12 protein-coding genes are annotated in these 20,050 nt (G+C 70.4%); all 12 read left to right on the forward strand.

Going from position 1 to position 20,050, the window contains the following annotated elements; all coding sequences use genetic code 11:
• Positions 1-157: 157 nt before the first annotated feature.
• A complete protein-coding gene (locus ACEI37_RS00685; RefSeq protein ID WP_373376852.1) occupies positions 158-1,363 on the forward strand; it encodes an ATP-grasp domain-containing protein in 1,206 nt (401 codons plus the stop codon).
• The gene (locus ACEI37_RS00690) at positions 1,360-3,177 is read left to right on the forward strand and encodes an IucA/IucC family siderophore biosynthesis protein (protein WP_373376853.1); all 1,818 of its coding nucleotides are present in this window, start codon (positions 1,360-1,362) and stop codon (positions 3,175-3,177) included. Before ACEI37_RS00685 ends, ACEI37_RS00690 begins: the two co-directional genes overlap by 4 nt.
• The gene (locus tag ACEI37_RS00695) at positions 3,174-4,349 is read left to right on the forward strand and encodes an MFS transporter (protein ID WP_373376854.1); all 1,176 of its coding nucleotides are present in this window, start codon (positions 3,174-3,176) and stop codon (positions 4,347-4,349) included. Before ACEI37_RS00690 ends, ACEI37_RS00695 begins: the two co-directional genes overlap by 4 nt.
• Before the next feature lie 28 nt (positions 4,350-4,377).
• A complete protein-coding gene (locus ACEI37_RS00700) occupies positions 4,378-6,249 on the forward strand; it encodes an IucA/IucC family siderophore biosynthesis protein (RefSeq protein ID WP_373376855.1) in 1,872 nt (623 codons plus the stop codon).
• Positions 6,246-7,478 carry a type III PLP-dependent enzyme gene (locus ACEI37_RS00705; protein ID WP_373377692.1) on the forward strand — a complete coding sequence of 411 codons (1,233 nt, stop codon included), beginning with the start codon at positions 6,246-6,248 and terminating at the stop codon, positions 7,476-7,478. The genes ACEI37_RS00700 and ACEI37_RS00705 overlap by 4 nt, the downstream gene beginning before the upstream one ends.
• Positions 7,465-8,241, forward strand: coding sequence for an HpcH/HpaI aldolase/citrate lyase family protein (locus ACEI37_RS00710; protein ID WP_373376856.1), 777 nt, complete (start codon positions 7,465-7,467; stop codon positions 8,239-8,241). The genes ACEI37_RS00705 and ACEI37_RS00710 overlap by 14 nt, the downstream gene beginning before the upstream one ends.
• A 93-nt stretch (positions 8,242-8,334) precedes the next feature.
• The gene (locus ACEI37_RS00715) at positions 8,335-10,416 is read left to right on the forward strand and encodes a BCCT family transporter (protein ID WP_373376857.1); all 2,082 of its coding nucleotides are present in this window, start codon (positions 8,335-8,337) and stop codon (positions 10,414-10,416) included.
• 238 nt (positions 10,417-10,654) lie between these two features.
• A complete protein-coding gene (locus tag ACEI37_RS00720; RefSeq protein ID WP_092316818.1) occupies positions 10,655-11,071 on the forward strand; it encodes an SRPBCC family protein in 417 nt (138 codons plus the stop codon).
• A 214-nt stretch (positions 11,072-11,285) separates the two neighbouring features.
• Complete coding sequence (locus ACEI37_RS00725) at positions 11,286-11,507, forward strand: MbtH family protein (protein ID WP_373376858.1); 222 nt, start codon at positions 11,286-11,288, stop codon at positions 11,505-11,507.
• 2 nt (positions 11,508-11,509) lie between these two features.
• Complete coding sequence (locus tag ACEI37_RS00730) at positions 11,510-12,280, forward strand: thioesterase II family protein (RefSeq protein WP_373376859.1); 771 nt, start codon at positions 11,510-11,512, stop codon at positions 12,278-12,280.
• Positions 12,281-12,336: 56 nt separating this feature from the next.
• A complete protein-coding gene (locus ACEI37_RS00735) occupies positions 12,337-16,860 on the forward strand; it encodes a condensation domain-containing protein (RefSeq protein WP_373376860.1) in 4,524 nt (1,507 codons plus the stop codon).
• A gap of 4 nt (positions 16,861-16,864) precedes the next feature.
• Entirely contained in the window at positions 16,865-20,035 is a 3,171-nt protein-coding gene (locus ACEI37_RS00740) for an amino acid adenylation domain-containing protein (protein WP_373376861.1), read from the forward strand.
• Positions 20,036-20,050 lie beyond the last annotated feature (15 nt).

A 20,050-nucleotide genomic window follows, 5' to 3' on the forward strand; every position in this document is an offset into this window, starting at 1 on the left:
CAATACGGAACAAACGGCCCGAGTGGCCATGGCAAATGCCGCTTACCGGCATCGGTCGCGTTGAACGTGAGAATGAGTCGCATTAGCATGATTCGGCTATTTCGTATCCCCGCCTTGCTCACTGCGCTCCCCCGCACATCCACCTGAGGCCCGACTCATGCAAGAGATTTTCGTACTCGCTCACGTACCGACCCCCGCCGTCAACGAAGGATTCCTGCCGGCGGCGCGCGCGCTCGGGTGCACCGTCGTCCTATTGACGGATTGTGCCGATGCCCATCGCGCTCACTTTGCCGGCGCCGGCCTGCCCGCCTACCCGGATGCCATCGTCCCGTGCGATGTCTTCAACCCGCTGGCGGTGATCGATGCCATCACGCGACGCGGCGGCAAGCCCGCGGCCGTCTTTTCCAATAGCGACCACCTGCAGGCCGCCACGGCGATCGCCTCGGCCTACTTTGGCCTGCCGGGCAAGGACTGGCGCACCGCCTACGCCGCCAAGAACAAGGCAGAGATGCGGCGGCGCCTGGCAGAGTCGGACATCGACACGCTGTGGCACGCGGTGGTTTGCGACAGCGCCAGCCTGGCCGCGCTGGCCGACGTGCCGATGCCGTGCATCGTCAAGCCGCGCGAAGGCGTGGCCAGCCAGCAGGTCAGCCTGGCGCGCAGCCACGCCGAGCTGGCCGAGCATTGCGGCGCGATCTGGGCGCGGCATCCGGGCCAGGTATTGCTGCTGGAGGAATACCTGGAGGGCCCGCTGTACACGCTGGAAACCCTGGGCGATGGCAAGGAACTGCGCGCGCTGGGCGGCTTTCGCGTAACGCTGTCGCCGCCGCCGTACTTCGTTGAGATGGAAGCGGTATGGGGCACCGGCCTGCCGGCCTCGGTCGAAGCCGAGGTGCTCGACACCATCCGCCGCTTCGGCATCGGCTTCGGCGCCTGCCATACCGAATACGTGCTGACCGCGAAAGGCCCGCGGCTTATCGAGATCAACTACCGCAGCATCGGCGACTACCGCGAGTTTCTGCTATCCGACACCTTGCAGTTCCCGCTGTTCGAGCAGGTCTTGCGCCTGCACCTGGGCGAGGCGCTGCCAGCGCTCGAGGTGCCGAGGCGGGCGGCGTGGATCCGCTATTTCACCGCGCAGGCGGAAGGCACGCTACGGCACGCACCCGCCCACAGCCAGCATGAAGGCGAAGGCGTTCGCCTGACCTACCAGCCGCTGCGCAAGGTGGGCGACGCGATCCAGCTGACCAACTCCAACAAGGATTACCTGGGCGTGCTGCGTGGCAGCGGCCCCGACAGCGCCGGTCTCGCCGCGGCGGTCGAACTGGCCAGCAGCAAGCTGGCCTGGGAGATCGCACAATGAGCGCGCGCATGCCCGAGCAGCCGTCCCGGTCAGGCACTGCTGCCGACGCCGATGCCGACTACATCTGCGTGCGCGTCGTCGACACCTTGCTGCGCGAGGACGTGCGCGCCTGCGCCAGCCGCGGCGAGTTGTACGGCGCTGATGCGGTACCGGGGGCCGCGTATGGTTTCGATGCCAGCCAGCAGTGGCTGCGTGTCCCGCGTCTTGGCGCCGGCACGCTGTGGGTTCCGGTCACCCCGATGCGCTACATGCAGGACTGGCGCCTGACTCGCCTGCCTGTGCTGCACGAAGCCGGCGGCGCGTTCTCCGCGCTGCATCAGGTCGACACCATCCTGGCCGCATTTGCGGACGGCCTGCCCGAGGAAGATGCGCGCCTGTTCATCGCGTACGTCGACGAGTGCCGTGCCGCGGCCGAGCATCGCACCGTCTCGATGGCCGAGCGCACACGCTGGTTCGCGCAGCCTGACCGCGCTGTTGGCCATGCGCTGCCCGCCTGGAACCAGCGCATGCTGCACTACGATCGCGTCGCGAGTTTCCTCGACCACCCCTACTACCCCACCGCGCGCGCCAAGCTGGGCTTTACCGCCGATGACCTGGCCCGCTACGCGCCCGAGTTCCAGCCGGCGTTCGCACTGAACTGGCTTGCGGTCCCGCGCGAATGCCATCATGCCAGCGGCGACGTGCTGCCGCCGAACTGGCCGTCGTTCGCCGAGGTCGGCCTGGACCCCGCGCTGGCCAGCTCGCATGCGCTGGTGCCGGTGCATCCCGTCGTCTGGCAGCATCACCTCGATGGCTTCCTCGCCGAGGCCGGGCTGGACGGCCAGGTCATCCGCGCGCCGCGCGCCTGCCTGCGCGTGTCGCCGACCTTGTCAGTGCGCTCGCTGGTCGTGCTCGACGCCCCCGCATGGCATATCAAGCTGCCGCTGACGATCCGCACGCTGGGCGCCAAGAATATCCGCACCATCAAGCCCAGCACCATCGGCGACGGCCATCGCATCCAGACCCTGCTTGGCGACATTGTCCGCCAGGAACCCGGCCTGCACGGGCAGGTGCTGCTGACCGACGAAGCCAACGGAGCCCATGTCGACCAGCGCCCGTTCCTGGGCTATATCCTGCGCCGCTATCCCGAGCCGCAACTGATGGACGAGACGGTGGTCCCGGTGGCGGGCCTGCTGGCGGAAACCGCCAGCGGCCAGTGCGTGGCGGAGGAACTCGCCGGCCGGTATCACGGCGGCGATCTCGATGCCTGGCTCGACACCTACCTGGCGCTGACCCTGCAGCTGCACCTGACGCTGTGGTTGCGTTATGGCGTGGCGCTGGAATCGAACCAGCAGAACTCGATGCTGGTCTACGGCGACGACGGCCTGCGCCTGATGCTCAAAGACAACGATGCCGCGCGCATCGACCGCGCCATGCTCGCGCGCCGCTGGCCGGCATTGGCGGCCCGCCTCGACGGGCTGGAAGACCAGCGCATCGGCGTCGACGCGGCGCTGCCGCTGGCGCAGATGTTCGTCACCATCACGCTGCAACTGAACATCGCGGCGCTGGTGGAAGGCCTGGCGCAGCGTCGCGGCACCGACCCTGCGATTGGCTACGTGCGCGTCCGGCGTCACGTGGAGGCCGTCCTTGCCGACCTGGCCGCCGCGGGCGAAGACACCGACTTCGCGCGCCAGGTGCTGCTCGCCGACGACCGCCTGCACCTGAAGTACCTGCTGACCGCCGCGTCGCTCGCCGAAAAGGCCCAGACGGGCGCGACCGACGTCAACAAGTTCTACGGCAAGCGTGCCCCCAATTTCCTCAGGGTGGCCGCATGAACGCCGGCACGCGGCGGGTGGTCGCGGTGGTGATGCTATGCCATTTCATCGCCGCGTTTGCGGCGCTGGGCATGCCGCCGTTCTTCGCCCTGATCCTGCAGCGCTCGCTGCACAACGACGTGCCATGGCTCGCCGGTGCGTTCTACGTGGTGCCAACGCTGCTGGCGGCGATCTCGGCGCCTTGGTGGGGCCGGCTCGCGGACCGCTTCGGCAAGAAGCCATTGCTGATGCGCGCGCAACTGGGCCTGGCGGCAAGCTTCCTGCTCGCCAGCTACGCGACCAGCTCGTTTGCGTTCCTGGCGGCGCTGGTGCTGCAGGGCGTGCTGGGCGGGACCTTCTCCGCCTCCAACGCCTACCTGGCCACGGTCGCCAGCGGCACCACGCTTACGCGCAGCCTGACGGCGATGCAGTGGTCGGCGCGCGCCGCGCTGGTGGCGGCGCCGGCCTGCCTCGGCCTGTGGATGGGCGCTGAATCGCCGATTGAGCTGTACCGCTGGCTGGCGCTGCTGCCGCTGGCCGCCGCGGCGCTGATCGCCTGGCTGCCCGCGGGCGACGCCACCGGCGCGGCGCAGCGGCCGGCGGCACGCTCCAGCGGCGCCAGCACGGCGGCGCCGGCGACGCCGCGGCAGATCTATGTGCTGCAGTTCGCGTTCGTTTTTGCCACCGTGGCGACGTTCCCCTACTTCATCCCTGACCTGCAGCAGCGCATGCCCGGCCTGTCGACGGCCACCGCCGGGCTGCTGTTTGGCCTGCCGCATCTGGTGTACCTGGCGGCTGCACCGCTGCTGTCAAGGCGGCTGGGCCTGGTCCCGTCGCTGACGCTGCTTGCTAGCGCCTACGGCACGCTGGCGGTCGCGCTGCTGGCACAGGCCGCGCCGCTGGGGCTGCCCGCGCTGGTGGCCTGGCGACTGCTGATGGGTATCGCCATGACGGTCGGCTTTATCGCACTGCATGCGCTGGTGGCCAGCGTGGTGCACGCGGGCAACGCCGGCCGCACCTTCGGCTGGTTTGAAAGCAGTTCCAAATGGGGCGGCGTCGCGGCCGGGCTTGGCGCCGGCGCCGCGGTCGGCCTGGCCGGCCAGCGCGCGCCCTACCTGCTTGGCGCGGCGTTGCTGGTGCCGGCCGTCGCCTACCTGGTCCTTACCGCCCGACAGCGGATGAGCCCGCTCTGATCCCTCCCGAGAACGAGGTCACAAGACAATGCAAACGCAAAGCAAGATGGAATCTGCCGGCACGCGCCGCCCCCTGGCTGAAATGGCGGAGCTGGCCGCACTGGCCGCCGCGCGGCGCTGCCAGGAAACGCTGCTGAACTGCTACTGCCGCGAAGTCGCGGCCCCCACCGGCCAGTTGCGCGTCGGCCCGCCGGCGGGGCAGAACGACTGGCCCGCGACCATCGCCATGACCCTGCAGCGCGAGGCGGCCCAGGCGGCCCACGTGGCCCAGGTGCTGGAAGTGCAGCTGTCGCATATCCACGGCCGCTTGCTGGCCGTGGTCGGCGGGGCCTGGCTGACCGGAAATTACCGCTACCTGTCACCGGTCTTCCACAAGGCCGAGAACAAGCCGTGGGCGCTGCTCGACTGGGAAGCGCTGGCCGCGCTGCTGTTGCGCGAGATGGCGCAACAGCACGAACTGCCGCCCAACACCGAGCTGATGGAGCAGATCCGCAACAGCGTCGCGGTCAGCACCGAAGTGCTGTCTGTGCCGGTATCCGCGACCATCCCGGCCGATCCGGTCGACGCCTATATCGACTCCGAGCAATCGCTGACCTTCGGCCACCCCTTCCATCCCACGCCGAAAAGCCGGCAGGGCTTCTCCGACGAAGACCTGCTGCGCTACTCGCCTGAGTTGCGCACCCGCTTTGCGCTGGCGTGGTTCGCGGTGCCGCGCGACGACATCGCGCAGCAGTCGCTGCTCGACGCCAGCTGCGACCAGCTGATCGCGGCGAATGCCCCGGCCGTCGCCGACGACCGCGTCGCGGTGCCGGTCCATCCGTGGCAAGCGGGCTACCTGCGCGAGCATCCGCTGGTGCGCGATGCACTGGCAAGCGGACGCCTGCAGGACCTGGGCACGCAGGGCGCGGACTTCTATCCGACTTCGTCGATCCGTACCTTGTACCAGCCCGACAATCCGTACTTCTATAAGCTGTCGCTGAACATCCGCATCACCAACTGCGTGCGCAAGAACGCATGGTATGAGCTGGAGAGCGCCATGCACGTCAACCGCGTGCTGCGCCCGCTGCTGCCGGAGCTGGCGCGCGAATTCCCGGGCCTGGCGCTGATGGAAGAGCCGGCGTTCCTGTCGGTCGACCTCCGGCACGACGACATCGAACAGAACCGCCAGGTCATCGAAGGCTTCGGCCTGATCCTGCGCCAGAGCGTGGATACGCTGCGCGCGCCCGATTGCGTGCCGCTGCTGGCCGGCTCGCTGTTCGGCAATCACTATTACGGCGATGCGCGCATGCAGCGTCTGCTCACGGCGCTCGCCGCGCAGGAAAAGACCACGGTGGATGCCATGACCGAGCGCTGGTTCTCCGCCTATGTGGAGCAATTGGTTTACCCGGTATTCCACCTCTTCTTCGCGCACGGCGTCATCTTCGAGCCGCACCTGCAGAACGTGGTGCTGGGCCTGCGCCAGGACATGCCGGCGCAGCTGTTCCTGCGCGACTTCGAGGGGGTCAAGCTGACCCCGGAGCGCCATCCCGCGTCGTCCATGGCCGGCATCAGCGAGCGCGCCCGGTCGTCGCTATGGTATGACGAGGAGCAGGGCTGGAACCGCGTCGCCTATTGCCTGTTCGTCAACAACCTGTGTGAAGTGATCGCGCAACTCGGTGCCGGCAGGCAGGCCCTGAGTGCGCGGCTGTGGTCGGTGGTGCGCCAGCACCTGCATACCTACCAGCATCGCCATGGCAATGCGGCGTCGGCGCGGCGCATCAACGGCCTGCTGGCCGGCCGCCCGTTCCCCGCCAAGACCAATTTCAGCAACCGCTTCTTCCAGCGTGCCGACCGCGCCTCGACCTACGTGCCCGTCGCCAATCCGATTCCCTTCGCCGGCCTGGAGGCAGCATGGCAATGACCGCCCCCGTACTGCGCTGGTCGCACATCACCGAACACCTGCACCAGGCGCTCGCCGACGCAGGCGCCCCGCTCAGCGCCTACGTCTACGACCTCGAGGCGCTGCGGGCGCACGCCGCCAGCATTGCGGGCAGCCTGCCGCCGGGTTTCGAGTTGTTCTACGCCATCAAGGCCAACTCCGACCTGCCGATCCTGCAGACGCTGGCGCCGCTGGCGCATGGCTTCGAGATTTCCTCCGGCGGCGAGCTGGCCTGGGTGCGCGAGCACTTTGCCGAGGTGCCGCTGATCTTCAGCGGCCCCGGCAAGACCGACGCGGAACTGGCCGGCGCGCTGGACCTCGGGGTCGAGGCGCTGCATGTGGAAAGCCTGCATGAGCTGGAACGCCTGGCCTGGCTCGCGCGCGAGCGCGGCACCACGGCGCCAGTCCTGCTGCGAGTCAACCTGGCGGTCGAAGGGCTGCAAGCCACCACGCTGATGATGGGCGGCAAGCCCACGCCGTTCGGCATCGCCGGCGACCAGCTGCCCGCATGCCTGGCCTGGCTGCGCGCGCACCCCGAAATCCGGTTGCACGGCTTCCATTTCCACCTGATGTCCCACCAGCTGGACGCCGCCGCCCACCTGCGCCTGCTCGAGGCCTACCTGCAGCAGGTCAGGCGCTGGCGCGCGCAATACGGGCTCGCCATGCTGGACCAGGTCAACGTCGGCGGCGGCATCGGCGTCAATTACCGCGAGCCCGAACGGCAGTTCGACTGGGCCCGCTTTGCCGAAGGCCTGCCGGCGCTGTCGGCGCAGCGCGACGGGCTGACCGTGCGGTTCGAGTGCGGGCGCTATATCACCGCGTTCTGCGGCTACTACGCCATGGAGGTGATCGACGTCAAGCACGCCTTCGACCAGGCCTTCGCCGTGGCCAGCGGCGGCACGCACCACTTCCGCACGCCCTATGCGCAGGGGCACAGCCACCCGTTCCGGGTGCTGCCGGTGGAGTCATGGCGCTATCCGTTCGCCCGTCCCGGTGTGCAGGAGGCGCGCGTCAGCGTGGTCGGGCAGCTTTGCACGCCCAAGGACATCCTCGCGCACGACGCGTATGTCGACAGCGTGCGCGCCGGCGACCTGGTGGTGTTCCCGTATGCCGGCGCCTATGCCTGGCATATCTCGCACCACGACTTCCTGCGCCACCCGCACCCGCGGCACTGCTACCTGCCGGTGGAGGATGCCCATGCTGCAGCCTAACCGTCTCAAGGCCGCGCTCGCGGACGGGCGCGATGTGTTCGGGCTGATCAACTCGCTGCCGTTGCCGCTGATGACGGAGATGATCGGCTACGCCGGCTTCGACTTCGTGATCCTGGACCTCGAGCATGTCGGCGTGAACCCGCAGACGCTCGAGAACATGATCCGCGCCACGGAGTGCGCCGGCACCACGGCACTGGTGCGGGTGCCGTGGGCAGCGCCGGACATCATCCTGCGGGTGCTGGATGCCGGCGCGCAGGGCATCGTGGTGCCGCACGTATGCAGCCGCGCCACCGCCGAACTGGCGGTCCACAGCGCGCGCTACCACCCGCTCGGCAAGCGCGGCATCGCCGGTGGCCGGACCACCGGCTTCGGTACGCTGACATTGCCCGAGTACATGGACCGGGCCAATCGCGAGCTGATGGTGGTGGCGATGATCGAGGACCGCGCCGGCGTCGACGCGATCGAAGAGATCGTGGCCGTGCCGGGCATCGACATGGTACTGGAGGGCGCGATCGACCTGTCGCAAAGCCTGGGCGTTCCCGCCGACGCACAGCATCCCGCCGTGCAGGCTGCGATCCGCCACGTCGCGCAGGCCTGCCAGGCCGGGGGCGTGCCATTCTGCGCTATCCCGCGCGCGGCCGGGCAATGCGAGCAATGGCGCAAGCAAGGCGTGCACGCCTTCCTGCTGGGGGACGACCGCGCCACCGCCTTCCGCGCGATGAAGCAATTGGTGGCGGGCTACCGGTGTGAACAATCAGGCTGAATCGTCGACAACCGCCGCGCACGCTGACAGCCGGTATGCGTTGCCTACCCGCTCTGGCATCATGCAAGCTGGCACAACGCGACAGGAGCTTGCATGAACGACCCGCACGCCGCCGCGCCCGGCCCCTCCGGTGCGGCCCCCGCGCGCCCGCGCACCACGCTCAAGCCCCAGGTCGTCGTGCCGGCATTGCTGGCGGTGGGCCTGTTGCTGGTGTTCTGCGCCGCGTTTCCGCGCCAGGCCGATGCCATGTTTTCCGAAGCACAGGCCTGGGTCACGAGCCATTTCGACTGGTTCTACACCCTCACCGTCACCATCTTCCTGCTGTTTCTGGTTTTGGTCGCGGGCAGCCGTTTCGGCGACATCCGGCTGGGGCCGGACGATGCCAGGCCGGAGTTCAGTTTTGTCTCGTGGACCGCCATGCTGTTCGCCGCCGGCATGGGCATCGGGCTGATGTACTTCGGCGTGGGCGAGCCGATGCAGCACTACCTGAAGCCGCCGACCGTCGCCGGCGGCACGCCCGAGGCCGCGCGCGAGGCCATGCTGATGACGTTCTTCCACTGGGGCTTCCATGCCTGGGCGGTGTATGGCGTGATGGGGCTGGTGCTGGCGTACTTCGGCTTTCGCTATAACCTGCCGCTGACCATGCGCTCCGGCCTGTATCCGGTGCTGCACCAGCGCATCAACGGCGTTGCCGGCCATGCCGTCGATGCCTTCGCGCTGGTCGGCACCATCGCCGGCATTGCCACCACGCTGGGCTACGGCGTGCTGCAGCTGGGCGCGGGGCTGCAGCAGGTGGTCGGCTGGGATACCGGCGGCGCGGGTTTCCGCGTCGGGCTGGTGGCCGCCGTGGTGGCGATGGCCGGCATCTCCGCGGCGACGGGACTCGACAAGGGCGTGCGCCGCCTGTCCGAGCTTAACCTGACGCTCGCCTTCGTGTTGCTGGCCTTCATCATTGTCGAGGGGCCGACCGTGACGCTGTTGCGCGCGCTCAGCGACAACATCGGCAACTACCTGTCCGGCGTGGTGGGACTGTCGCTGCGGACCTATGCCTATGCCCCCACGCGCGATGCCGGCTGGTTCGGCGACTGGACCATTCTGTACTGGGCCTGGTGGATCTCGTGGTCGCCGTTCGTCGGCATGTTTATCGCGCGCATTTCGCGCGGGCGGACCATCCGCCAGTTCGTGATCGGCGTGCTGCTGGTGCCGACCGCATTCAACCTGGTGTGGATGACGGCCTTCGGCAATACCGCGATCTGGCTCGACATGCATGCCGCGGCTGGCGCGCTGGGGCAGGCGGCCGGCAATGTCGACGCGCTGCTGTTCCGCTTCTTCGGCTATTTCCCGTTCAGCACGGTGCTGTCGTGGCTGGCGATCGTGCTGATTGCGGTGTTCTTCGTGACTTCGGCGGATTCGGGCGCCTTCGTCATCGACACCATTGCCTCGCAGGGCGCGACCGGCTCGCCGGTGTGGCAACGGCTGTTCTGGGCCGCGGTGCTGGGCGCGACCGCCGCCATCCTGATGGTGGCCGGCGGCCTCAAGGCATTGCAGGCGATGACCCTGGTGGCGGCGCTGCCGGTGGCGCTGGTGATGCTGGCGCTGTGCTACGGGCTATGGCAGGGGCTGCAGGCGGATCTCGCGCATTCGTCGCAGGAGCTGGCGCCGGCCACCAGCTTCTGGAGCGGCCAGCACTGGCGCCGCCGGCTGGCGCAGATCGTCCACCAGCCCAGCGAGGCCGATGTGCGGCAGTTCATCGAAGGCTCGGTGGTGCCGGCGATGCGCGACGTGTCGGCCGAGCTGGAGCGGCGCGGCGTCGCCAGCACGGTGCTGCTGCACGCGGACGATATGGAGCCTGGCGGCCCCGGCGCGCGCCTGACCATCCCGGTGGCGGACATGCGCGACTTCGTCTACGGCGTGCATTGCCGGCGCCAGGCGCTGCCCTCGTTCCTGGTACGCGAGGCGGCCGAGCCGGAGGCACGGCGCCAGCACGCCTATGCGCCGGTGACGTTCTTCGAGGATGGCCGCGAAGGCTACGACATCCAGTATCTGCGGCAGGAAGAGATCATCGCCGACATCCTGCGCCACTATGAGCGCTATCTGTCGCTGGCGGCCGACCGGCGCACGCAGTTGCTGCGGCGTGCGCCGGGGCATGCGTCGCTGGCTGGCGAAGGGGAGTGACGCGGGCAGCGGGGCAGCTTCCCCTGCCCTGCGCCCGATTTACGCCAAGGCCCCCGTGTGGCGGCATCGGCACGCCGCGGTACCCACCGTGTCCGGTATTCACGACCTGTTCTTCCAGTGCTGCGCGTAATTTCTGCACCGCTCCCGCCCCTATCGCTCTGGCAAGGGCCAGCGCCGCGCCACGCGTATGGAACGGGATTTGCACCGGTTCGCCCGCCTTTTGAAAAAAGGAGGTGCTATGTCAACCATCGAAGAGTCGATCGACGTGCGGGTGCCGGTGCAGGTCGCGTATCAGCAATGGTGCCGGTTCGAGGAATTTCCGCGGTTCATGGAGGGCGTCGAAGAGGTCAGGCAGCTCGATGACCGCCGTCTGCACTGGCGCGCCGAGGTCGGCGGCAAGCAGAAGGAGTGGGATGCCGAGATAACGCAGAATGTCGCCGACCAGTGCATCGCGTGGCGCAGCGTCGCCGGGGCGGAGAACTCGGGCCAGGTGAATTTTTCTCCGCTGGATGCGGGCGCGACCCGGGTGTCGGTGCGCATGAATTACGAAACCGAAGGCGTGGTCGAGGCGGTCGGCGATGCCGCCGGCGTGCTCAAGCGCAAGGTCGAGGGCGACCTGAAGCGCTTCAAGGAGTTCATCGAGGCGCGGGCTTGACGGCGTCGGTGTGACCAGCGCGGTCGCGGCCTGGCCGGGCAGGCCGCGACACCATCCCGGTTTCCGCCGGTTCCTCCCACCAAATCCGGCCCTGCCCGTCGGGCCGCCGGCCGCCGCCGCGGCCCTTCCCGCCTAAATATTCCCGTTCCGCCTTCGTCCCACAGGGTGATGCGCCAGATGGCGCCACACACCTTGTACTGAACGGGAGCCCGCCATGAGTTTCGACCGCGACGACGCCACTTTCCTGGTCCTCGTCAACCACGAAGAACAGTATTCGATCTGGCCGGACTACAAAGCCGTGCCCGGCGGCTGGCGCGCGGCGGGGTTCAGCGGCAACCGGCAGGCCTGCCTGGACTATATCGAGCGCACCTGGGTGGACATGCGTCCGCTCAGCCTGCGCCGCTTCATGGAGGCGCAAGCGCAGGCGGGCGGTTGACCATGGTGCCCCTGCAGCTGTACTGCCTGCCTTACGCGGGGGCCAGCGCCACGGCGTACCTGCGCTGGCGGCGCCTGTTGCCGGCGCAGGTCGACCTGCGCCCGCTGGAGCCGCCGGGCCGCGGTGCGCGGCTCGACGAGCCGCTGCTGCGCGATTTCGACGTGCTCGCGGAAGAAATGGCCGACGTGCTGTGCCGGCAGCTCGAGCGGCGCGCCGGTCCGTACGTGCTGTTCGGACACAGCATGGGCGGGCTGCTGGCCTGGCACCTGTGCCACCTGCTGCGCGAGCGCGGCCGCGCGCTGCCGCAGCGGCTGGTGGTGTCCGGCTGCGCCGCGCCGACCCGGCGCGATCCCGGCAGGCTGGCGGCACTGCGCGGCGACGCCGCGCTGAGCGCCGACCTGCGCAAGCACGGCGGCACGCCCGAGGCGGTGTTTGCCGATGCCGAGCTGCTGCGCCTGACGCTCGATGTCCTGGATGCCGACTATCGCGTGTGCGAGAGCTTCCGCTGCGGCGCAGTGCCGCCCCTGCCCTTGCCCGTGCACGTCTTTGCCGGCCTTGACGACCCGATTGCGCCGGCCGACCTGCACGCCTGGGCCATCGAGACCCGCGCCGGCCACACCCTCGACTGGTTCGCCGGCGGCCACTTCTTCCTGCACGACAGCCAGGCCGACGTGGTCGGCCGGCTCATTGCATACCTGGAGGCTGCGTCGGCCGGCAGCGTGGGAGCGTCCGTGCCCTCGCCCACAGCATCCGCCTCGTTGTTGCCCGCCTGACCCCCCCGTCCCGCACGACCCAACGCCAACTGTCTTCTCGAAGAGCCGATCCAAGCATGCAGCCCGCTCCGAATCCAACGGCCACGCTGGTGGCCCATCTCAGCCTGTTGGCCGCACAGCGCGGCGCCGACACGGCGCTGGTCATCGTCGACGCCGCCGGCGAGACCCGCTACAGCTACGCCGCGCTGGACACGCGCGTGCGGGCGCTGGCGGCGCACCTGGCCGCGCAGGCCGAGCCGGGCGCGCGCGCGCTGCTGCTGATGGACAGCGGCATTGACTACGTCACCGCCTTCTTCGCCTGCCTGTATGCGGGACTGGTCGCGGTGCCGGCGTTCGAGCCCGGCGCCGTGCGCTCCGCGCAAGTGGTGCGGCTGCGCGCAATTGCCGTCGACGCCGAACCGGCGCTGCTGCTGACCAACAGCGCGCAGGCGCGTGACCACGCCGAGGCGCTGGCCGAAATTGCGCCCGGCGCGGCGGTGGTGGCTGCCGATGCCACCCGGCCCGCCCCGGCGGAACCCTGGCAGCCCTACCCCGCCCGTGCCGAGACGCTGGCCTTCCTGCAGTACACCTCGGGCTCGACGTCCTCGCCGAAGGGCGTCATGGTCAGCCACGGCAATGTCATGGCGAACGAGGTGGCGATTGCCGAGGGCATGCGCGTGGGGCCCGGCGACGTGATGGTCAGCTGGCTGCCGCTGTATCACGACATGGGCCTGATCGGCGGGCTGCTGCAGCCCATCTACAGCGGCATCCCGGTGGTGCTGATGTCGCCGCAGTTCTTCCTGGAGCGCCCGGTGCGCTGGCTGCAGGCGATCAGCCAGCATCGCGGCACGCTGTCCGGCGGGCCGGACTTTGCCTTCCGGCTGTGCGTCGAACGCGTGCGCGACAGCCATCTTGCCGGGCTCGACCTGTCGAGCTGGGCGGTGGCGTACTCGGGCGCCGAGCCGGTGCGGGCTGATACCCTGCGCGCCTTTGTCGAGCGCTTTGCCGCGGCCGGTTTCCGCCAGCAGGCGCTGTATCCGTGCTACGGCCTGGCCGAGGCCACGCTGTTCGCCACCGGCTCCGAGCGTGGCGCCGGCATGGTCAGCACGCGCTTCGATGCGGCCGCGCTGGCGCGCGGCAACGCGGAACCGGCGCCGGACGGCATGGAACTGGTCGGATGCGGCTTCCCGCGCGCCGGCCATGCCATCCGCATCGCCGGCGCCGACGGGCGGGCGCTGCCCGACGGGCAGATCGGCGAGATCGAGATCGCCGGTCCCAGCCTGTGCGGCGGCTACTGGCGCAATGCCGAAGCCAGCGCCTCGGCCTACGGCGACGATGCCGGCGCAGGCCGCTGGCTGCGCACCGGCGACCTCGGCCTGTGGCATGGCGGGCAGCTCTATATTGCCGGGCGCCGCAAGGACCTGATCATCGTGCGCGGCCAGAACCTCTATCCGCAGGATATCGAGCGCGCGGTCGAAGAGCAGGTGCCCGCCGCGCGTCGCGGCCGGGTGGCGGCGTTCGCGGTCGAAGGTCCCGATGGCGAGGGGGTCGGCATCGCCGTGGAAATCTCCCGTCCGGAGCAGAAGCGCGCGGGCCATGTGGCCCTGGTGCAGGCGCTGGCGCAGGCGGTGGGCAACGCCTGCGGCGAACCGCTGGCGGTCGCGCTGCTGCTCAATCCTGGCGGCCTGCCCAAAACCACCAGCGGCAAGCTGCAGCGCAGTGCGTGCCGCGCTGGCTGGCTGGATGACAGCCTGGACGCGTGCGCGGTCTGGGCGCACGGCAGCTTTGCGCGCGGCGGCACCGCAGCCGCGGACCCGGCCGCCGCGCCGGCCGATGCCCCGCGCAGCGCCACCGAACTCGCGCTGGCCGCGCTGTGGCAGCAATTGCTGGGCACCGCGCCGGCCGGCCGCGACGCGCATTTCTTTGCCAGCGGAGGCAACTCGCTGAGCGCGGCGCGGCTGGTGGCGCGGCTGCGCGAGCAATTCGGCGCCGCGGTGCCGATGCGTCTGCTGTTCGAGCATCCCACGCTGCAAGCCTGTGCCGCCGCGCTCGACCAGCTGCCGGGCGAGGCCGCGGAAGCGCCGCTTGCCTCGGTGCCGCGCCTGCCGCAAATGCCGCTGGCGCCGGCGCAGCAGCGGCTCTGGCTGACCGACCGCATTGCCGCCGAAGCGGATCGCTGGACCTACAACATGGCCGGCGGGCTGCGCCTGAGCGGCACGCTGGACACGGCAGCGCTGCGCGGCGCGCTCAACGCACTGGTCGCGCGCCATGAAATCCTGCGTACCAGCTACCCCGCCGATGCGCAGGGCACGCCGTATGCGCGGATCGAAGCCGAACTGGCGCTCGACCTGCCCTTCAGCGACCTGTCGGCGCTGGGCGTGGCGCAACGCGAATCCGCGCTGCGGGAACTGGCCGAGGGCCAGGCGCGCGAGCCCTTCGACCTGGCCCAGGCGCCATTGCTGCGCGCCCGCCTGGTCCGAATCGCCGCCGACGACCATGCGCTGCTGCTGACGCTGCACCATATCGTCGGCGATGGCTGGTCCGTGGGCATCCTGCTCGACACGCTCGCCGTCGCCTACAACGCGGCACGGGCCGGCGTCGCGGTCGACTGGAAGCCGCTGTGGATCCAGTACGCCGACTACGCGGCGCACCAGCGCGGCGCCGACACCGGCCCGCAACGGCAGGCCGAGGCCGACTACTGGCGCGCCGCGCTGCGTGACGCGCCAAAGCGGCCGACCCTGCCCACGCCCAACCGGCGCCCGCCGGTGGCATCGAGCGACGGCGCCGCGTGCTACACCACCCTGTCCCCCGCGCTGCTGGCGCAGGCCGACGCGCTGGCGCAGGCCCACGGTGCATCGCGCTACATGGTGCTGCTGGCCGCCTTCCACGCCTTGCTGCACCAGGTCAGCGGCGCCGAAGACCAGCTCGTCGGCATCGACGTGGCCGGCCGCCCGCGCCGCGAGCTGGAGGAACTGGTCGGGTTTTTCGTCAACGTGCTGCCGCTGCGCGCGCACTGCCACGGCGGGCTGCGCTTTGCCGAGCTGCTGGCGCAGGTGCGCACGCGCACGCTGGCCGCGTTCGACCACCAGTCCCTGCCGTTCGAGCGCATCGTCGAAGCCGCCGGCGTGCCGCGCGAGCGCGCCTGGCATCCGCTGGTGCAGGTGCTGTTCGTGCTGCAGAACACGCCCGGCCAGGCACGTGGCTTCGACGGCCTGCACGCGGCGCGGCTGCCCACGCCCGTGCACGCGGCCAAGTTCGACCTGGCCGTGTTTCTTGAACCGTGCGACGACGGCCTGCGCGCCGAATGGGTCTATGCCACCGCGCTGTTCCCGCGCGCCGCGATGCAACGCCTCGCCGATGCCTACGGTGCCGTGCTGGCGCAGGCGCTGGCCCACCCTGACTCTCCGCTGGCCGGCTTCCAGGTACCGGCCGGCCTTTGCGAACCCGCTCCGGAACTGCCCGCCATGACCGCCACCACAGCGCCCCGCCCCAGCAAGCTCGACAAACTTGGCAAGCTCGCCAGCCTGCCCCGGCGCGCCGCCGAGGCAACTCCTGCCGCGCCAGCCGCCCCGCTGGTTCGGACCTCGTTCCTGGCACCGGGCCAGGCCTTCCCGATCGTAATGGAACCTGCCTCGCCCGATCTCGATCCGGTCGCGTGGGCGCTGGCGCACCGCGCGCAGATCGAGGCCACGCTGTGTCGCCACGGCGGCATCCTGCTGCGCGGCTTTGGCCTGCGCACGCCGCAGGAGTTCGAGCAGTTCGCCGAATCGATCGAGCCCGGGCTGTATGGCGCCTACGGCGACCTGCCGAAGAAGGAAGGCGGCCGCAACACGTACCGCTCCACGCCGTACCCCGAGCGCGAGATGATCCTGTTCCACAACGAAAGCGCGCACCTGCCGCGCTGGCCGCGCAAGCAATGGTTCTTCTGCGAGCTGCCGTCGCCGGTGGGCGGCGCAACGCCGATCGTCGACTGCCGCGAGATGTACCGCCGGCTGCCGCGCGAACTGGCCGAGCGCTTCGAGCGCAAGGGCCTGCGCTACGTGCGCACCTTCAACGACAAGCTCGACGTGAGCTGGCGCGACTTCTTCAAGACCGATTCGCGCGACGAGGTCGAAGCGCGGCTGCGCGCCTCCGGCACCGACTTTGCGTGGCTGGACGCCGACACGCTGCAGACTCGCGAACACTGCCCGGCGGTGATCGCGCACCCGGTCACCGGCGAGCGCAGCTTCTTCAACCAGGTCCAGCTGCACCACACCGCCTGCCTGGACCCGGAGGTGCGGCGCGACCTGCTGGACATCGTCGGCCCGCAGCGGATGCCGCGCCAGGTGACCTTCGGCGACGGCAGCCCGATCGCCGACGACGTCATGGCCCTGATCGGCGACCTTTATGAAGCCTGCGCCGTGCGCTTTGCCTGGCGCCAGGGCGACGTGGTGATGCTGGACAACATGCTGGCCGCGCACGCACGCGACCCCTTCCAGGGCCCGCGCAAGATCGTGGTGGCGATGGGCGACATGTTCGAGCGCAAGGACTTGCCGCCGCTAGCGGCACGCGCCGACGCGCGGGACGTCGCCGTGGCGGCCGACACCGCGCTGGAGGGCTGAGCCGATGGACGCCATCACCCAGGATTTTGCGCGCCACGCCCGCGCGCTCGGGCGCGAACAGCGCGCGTTGGCGGCGCACGCGACCATGCCGGTTACGCTGTCGGCAACCATCGAGGGGCCGCTGGACGCGCAGCGCCTGCAGCGGGCACTGTGCCGGGTCGCCGCACGCCATCCGGCCACGGGGCTAGTGTTCGGCCGTGTCGAAGGGCTGCGCGGCTTGCGCCAGCACTTTGCGGGTGCCTTGCCCGCGTGGTCGGGGACGCGCCGGGACCCACCCACGCCCGACACAGCCTTGCAGGCCGCACTGCAGGTGCTCGACGACAATCGCGCACAGCTGACGCTGACGGCCCATCCGCTGGCGGCCGATGGCCCCAGCCTGGTCACGCTGCTAAGCGAACTGGCCCAGGCCTACGCCGACGAAGCCGCCCCGTACGCGGAAGCGCCACTGCCCTATGCGGACTACCTCGACTGGACCGAAGGGCTGGCACAGGAGAACACCGAAGCCGGCGCGGGCTACTGGCAAGCCGTGTGCGAACGGATTGCCGGCCTCGATGCGCCGAGGCTGCCCTGGCAACGCGCCGGCAATGCAAACGAAGCGCTGGCGGCGCAGTGTGTGGAGCTTCCCACGGCGGAAGCCGCTGCGGTGGCCGCCTGGGCCGCGGCGCTGGGCCAGCCGCTTGCGCACGCGCTGCAGGCGGCATGGTGGCTGCTGCTGGCACGCCTCGATCCGGCCGCGGCGTTCTGCGCCGGCTGGCAGCACGACTGCCGCGATGACTTCGACGTACTGGCCGGCGCGGTGGGGCGTTATGAAGCGCTGCTGCCGCTCGCGGTGCAGCCGGACATGGCTGCGCCGTTTGCCGACTGGCTTGCCGCGGTCGGCGCCCAGTTGCAGCAGCACCTCGACTGGCGCGAGCATTGCCCGGCGGACGCCAGCGCCGGCGCACCTGCACGAGTCGGCTTCTGCTGCCGCGGCCCTGCCAGCATGCAGTGGCGGCATGGCGACCTGCATTGGCACGCCAACACACCGCCGGCGCTGCTGCCGGGCCTGGCGCTGGCGTTGCAGGTCCAGGTGGAAGACGGCCTGCCATGCCAGCTGGTATTGCACCACGCCGACAGTGTCCATGGCGCGGATGCGATGGCATGCCTGCTTGACCAGTACCGCACGCTGCTGCAAACGCTGCGCGCGGCGCCGCACACCGCCGTCGGCGCATTGCCGCTCGCCACCGCAGCCGAGCGCGCGCGCGCCGACGCCATGCACGCGCCGGCGCTGCATGTCGGCGCGCAGATGCTGCCGCAGCGGTTGGCTCACTGGGCCAACGAGCGCCCGCATGCGCCGGCGTTGTCGGCCCCTGGCCTGCAGCTGAGCTACGCCGGCCTCGCCCGCGCCGTGGACACGGTGGCGCGGCAGTTGCCGGCACTGGGTTTGCGCGCGGGCCAGCCGGTCGGCCTGCTGCTGCCGCGTTCGGGCGAACTGGTGGTGGCATTGCTGGCGGTGATGCGTGCCGGTGCGCCGTACCTGCCGCTCGATCCGGCGTGGCCGCCGCAGCGGCGCGCGCAGATCCTGGCCGACGCCGGTGCCACGCTGATGCTGACCGACGCGGCCCATGCGCCTTCCGCCGGGCCGCTGCCGCATGCCGCGATCGCGGCACTGCTGGCGGCCGACATCGCCGCCGACGCCACCCACACGCTGCCAGCGGTGGACGCCGCGCAGCCCGCCTATGTGCTCTACACCTCTGGCTCGACCGGCACGCCCAAGGGCGTTGCCATCAACCATGGCCAGTTGCTGAACTACGCGGCTGCCTCCGGGCAGGCGCTGCGCCTCGACCGCTGCCAGCGTTTCGGCCTGACCTCCACCGTCGCCGCCGACCTGGGCAACACCACCCTGTTCGGCGCGCTGTGGCATGGCGCCTGCCTGTGCGTCGCAGACGAGGCCGACATGCAGCACGCCGCCGCGTTCACCGCCTTCCTGGCGCGCGAGCATGTCGATTGCCTGAAGATCGTGCCCTCGCACCTGGACGCCTTGCTCGACGGCGACACCGCGCCGCTGCCGCTGCCGCCGCATGCCACCATCGTGCTGGGCGGCGAGGCCGCCTCCGCGGCGCTGCGGCAGCGGCTGCGCGCGCGCATGCCGCAGGCCCGCGTGTGCAACCACTACGGGCCCACCGAAACCACGGTGGGCATCCTGGTCCACGATGCCGGCCGCGCGGTGGACGCGGTGGACGCGCCGCTGCCGCTGACGCAGGTGCTGGCCAACTGCGAGGCCTATGTGCGCACCGCCACGGGCCAGCTGGCCGCCGTGGGCGAAACCGGCGAGCTTTATCTCGGCGGCGCGCAGCTGTGCGCCGGCTATCTGGGCGGCGCCGTGGCCGGGACGACCTTCGTTGCGCACCCCGACCGCCCGGGCCAGCGCCTGTACCGCAGCGGCGACCTCGCCCGCTACCTGCCGCGCGGCGGCATCGAGCTGGTCGGGCGTGCCGACCACCAGGTCAAGGTGCGCGGCTTCCGTATCGAATGCGGCGAAGTGGAACAGGCGCTGGCGGCGCTGCGCGGGGTACGGCAGGCGGTGGTCATGCTGGCCGCCCCGGCCGGCGGCGCGTCCCAGCTCGCCGCGTGGATCGTATCCGACGACGCCACGGCCACAGACGCCACCGCCCTGCGCAATGCGCTGCGCCACGAGCTGGCCGAGCGCCTGCCCGAAGCGATGATCCCCGCGCTGTGGTTCGCCATGGCGGCGCTGCCCCGGCTGCCGAACGGCAAGGTGGACCGCCGCGCGCTGGCGCAAGCTGCCGCCGCGGGCCCGGCACCCTCGTCTGCCAGACCGCTGCGCGAGCCGGCAAGCGAACTGGAAGCGCTGCTGCTGGACCAGCTGCGCGACCTCCTCGGCGCGCCGGGCCTGGCGGTGCACGACGACCTGTTCGAAGCCGGCGGCCATTCGCTGCTGGTGATCAAGCTGGTGGCGCGCATCCGCAAGCTGCTGAAGCTGGAGATCGCCCCGGCCGTGGTCTTCGACGCCCCGGACGCGGCCGCGCTGGCGCAGGCGCTGCGCGGCGCCAGTCCCGATCCCGACGGTCTCGAGACATTGGCCGGCCTGCAGCGCCAGCTGGCGGCGATGTCGCCCGAGGCGCGCGCCGCGCTGCGTGCCTCGGCCCCGGTCAACGCCACCGCCACCGCATAACGTCTTTTCCCTGGA

It is taken from the genome of Cupriavidus nantongensis (genome assembly GCF_041726985.1).
Lineage (GTDB): Bacteria > Pseudomonadota > Gammaproteobacteria > Burkholderiales > Burkholderiaceae > Cupriavidus > Cupriavidus nantongensis_A.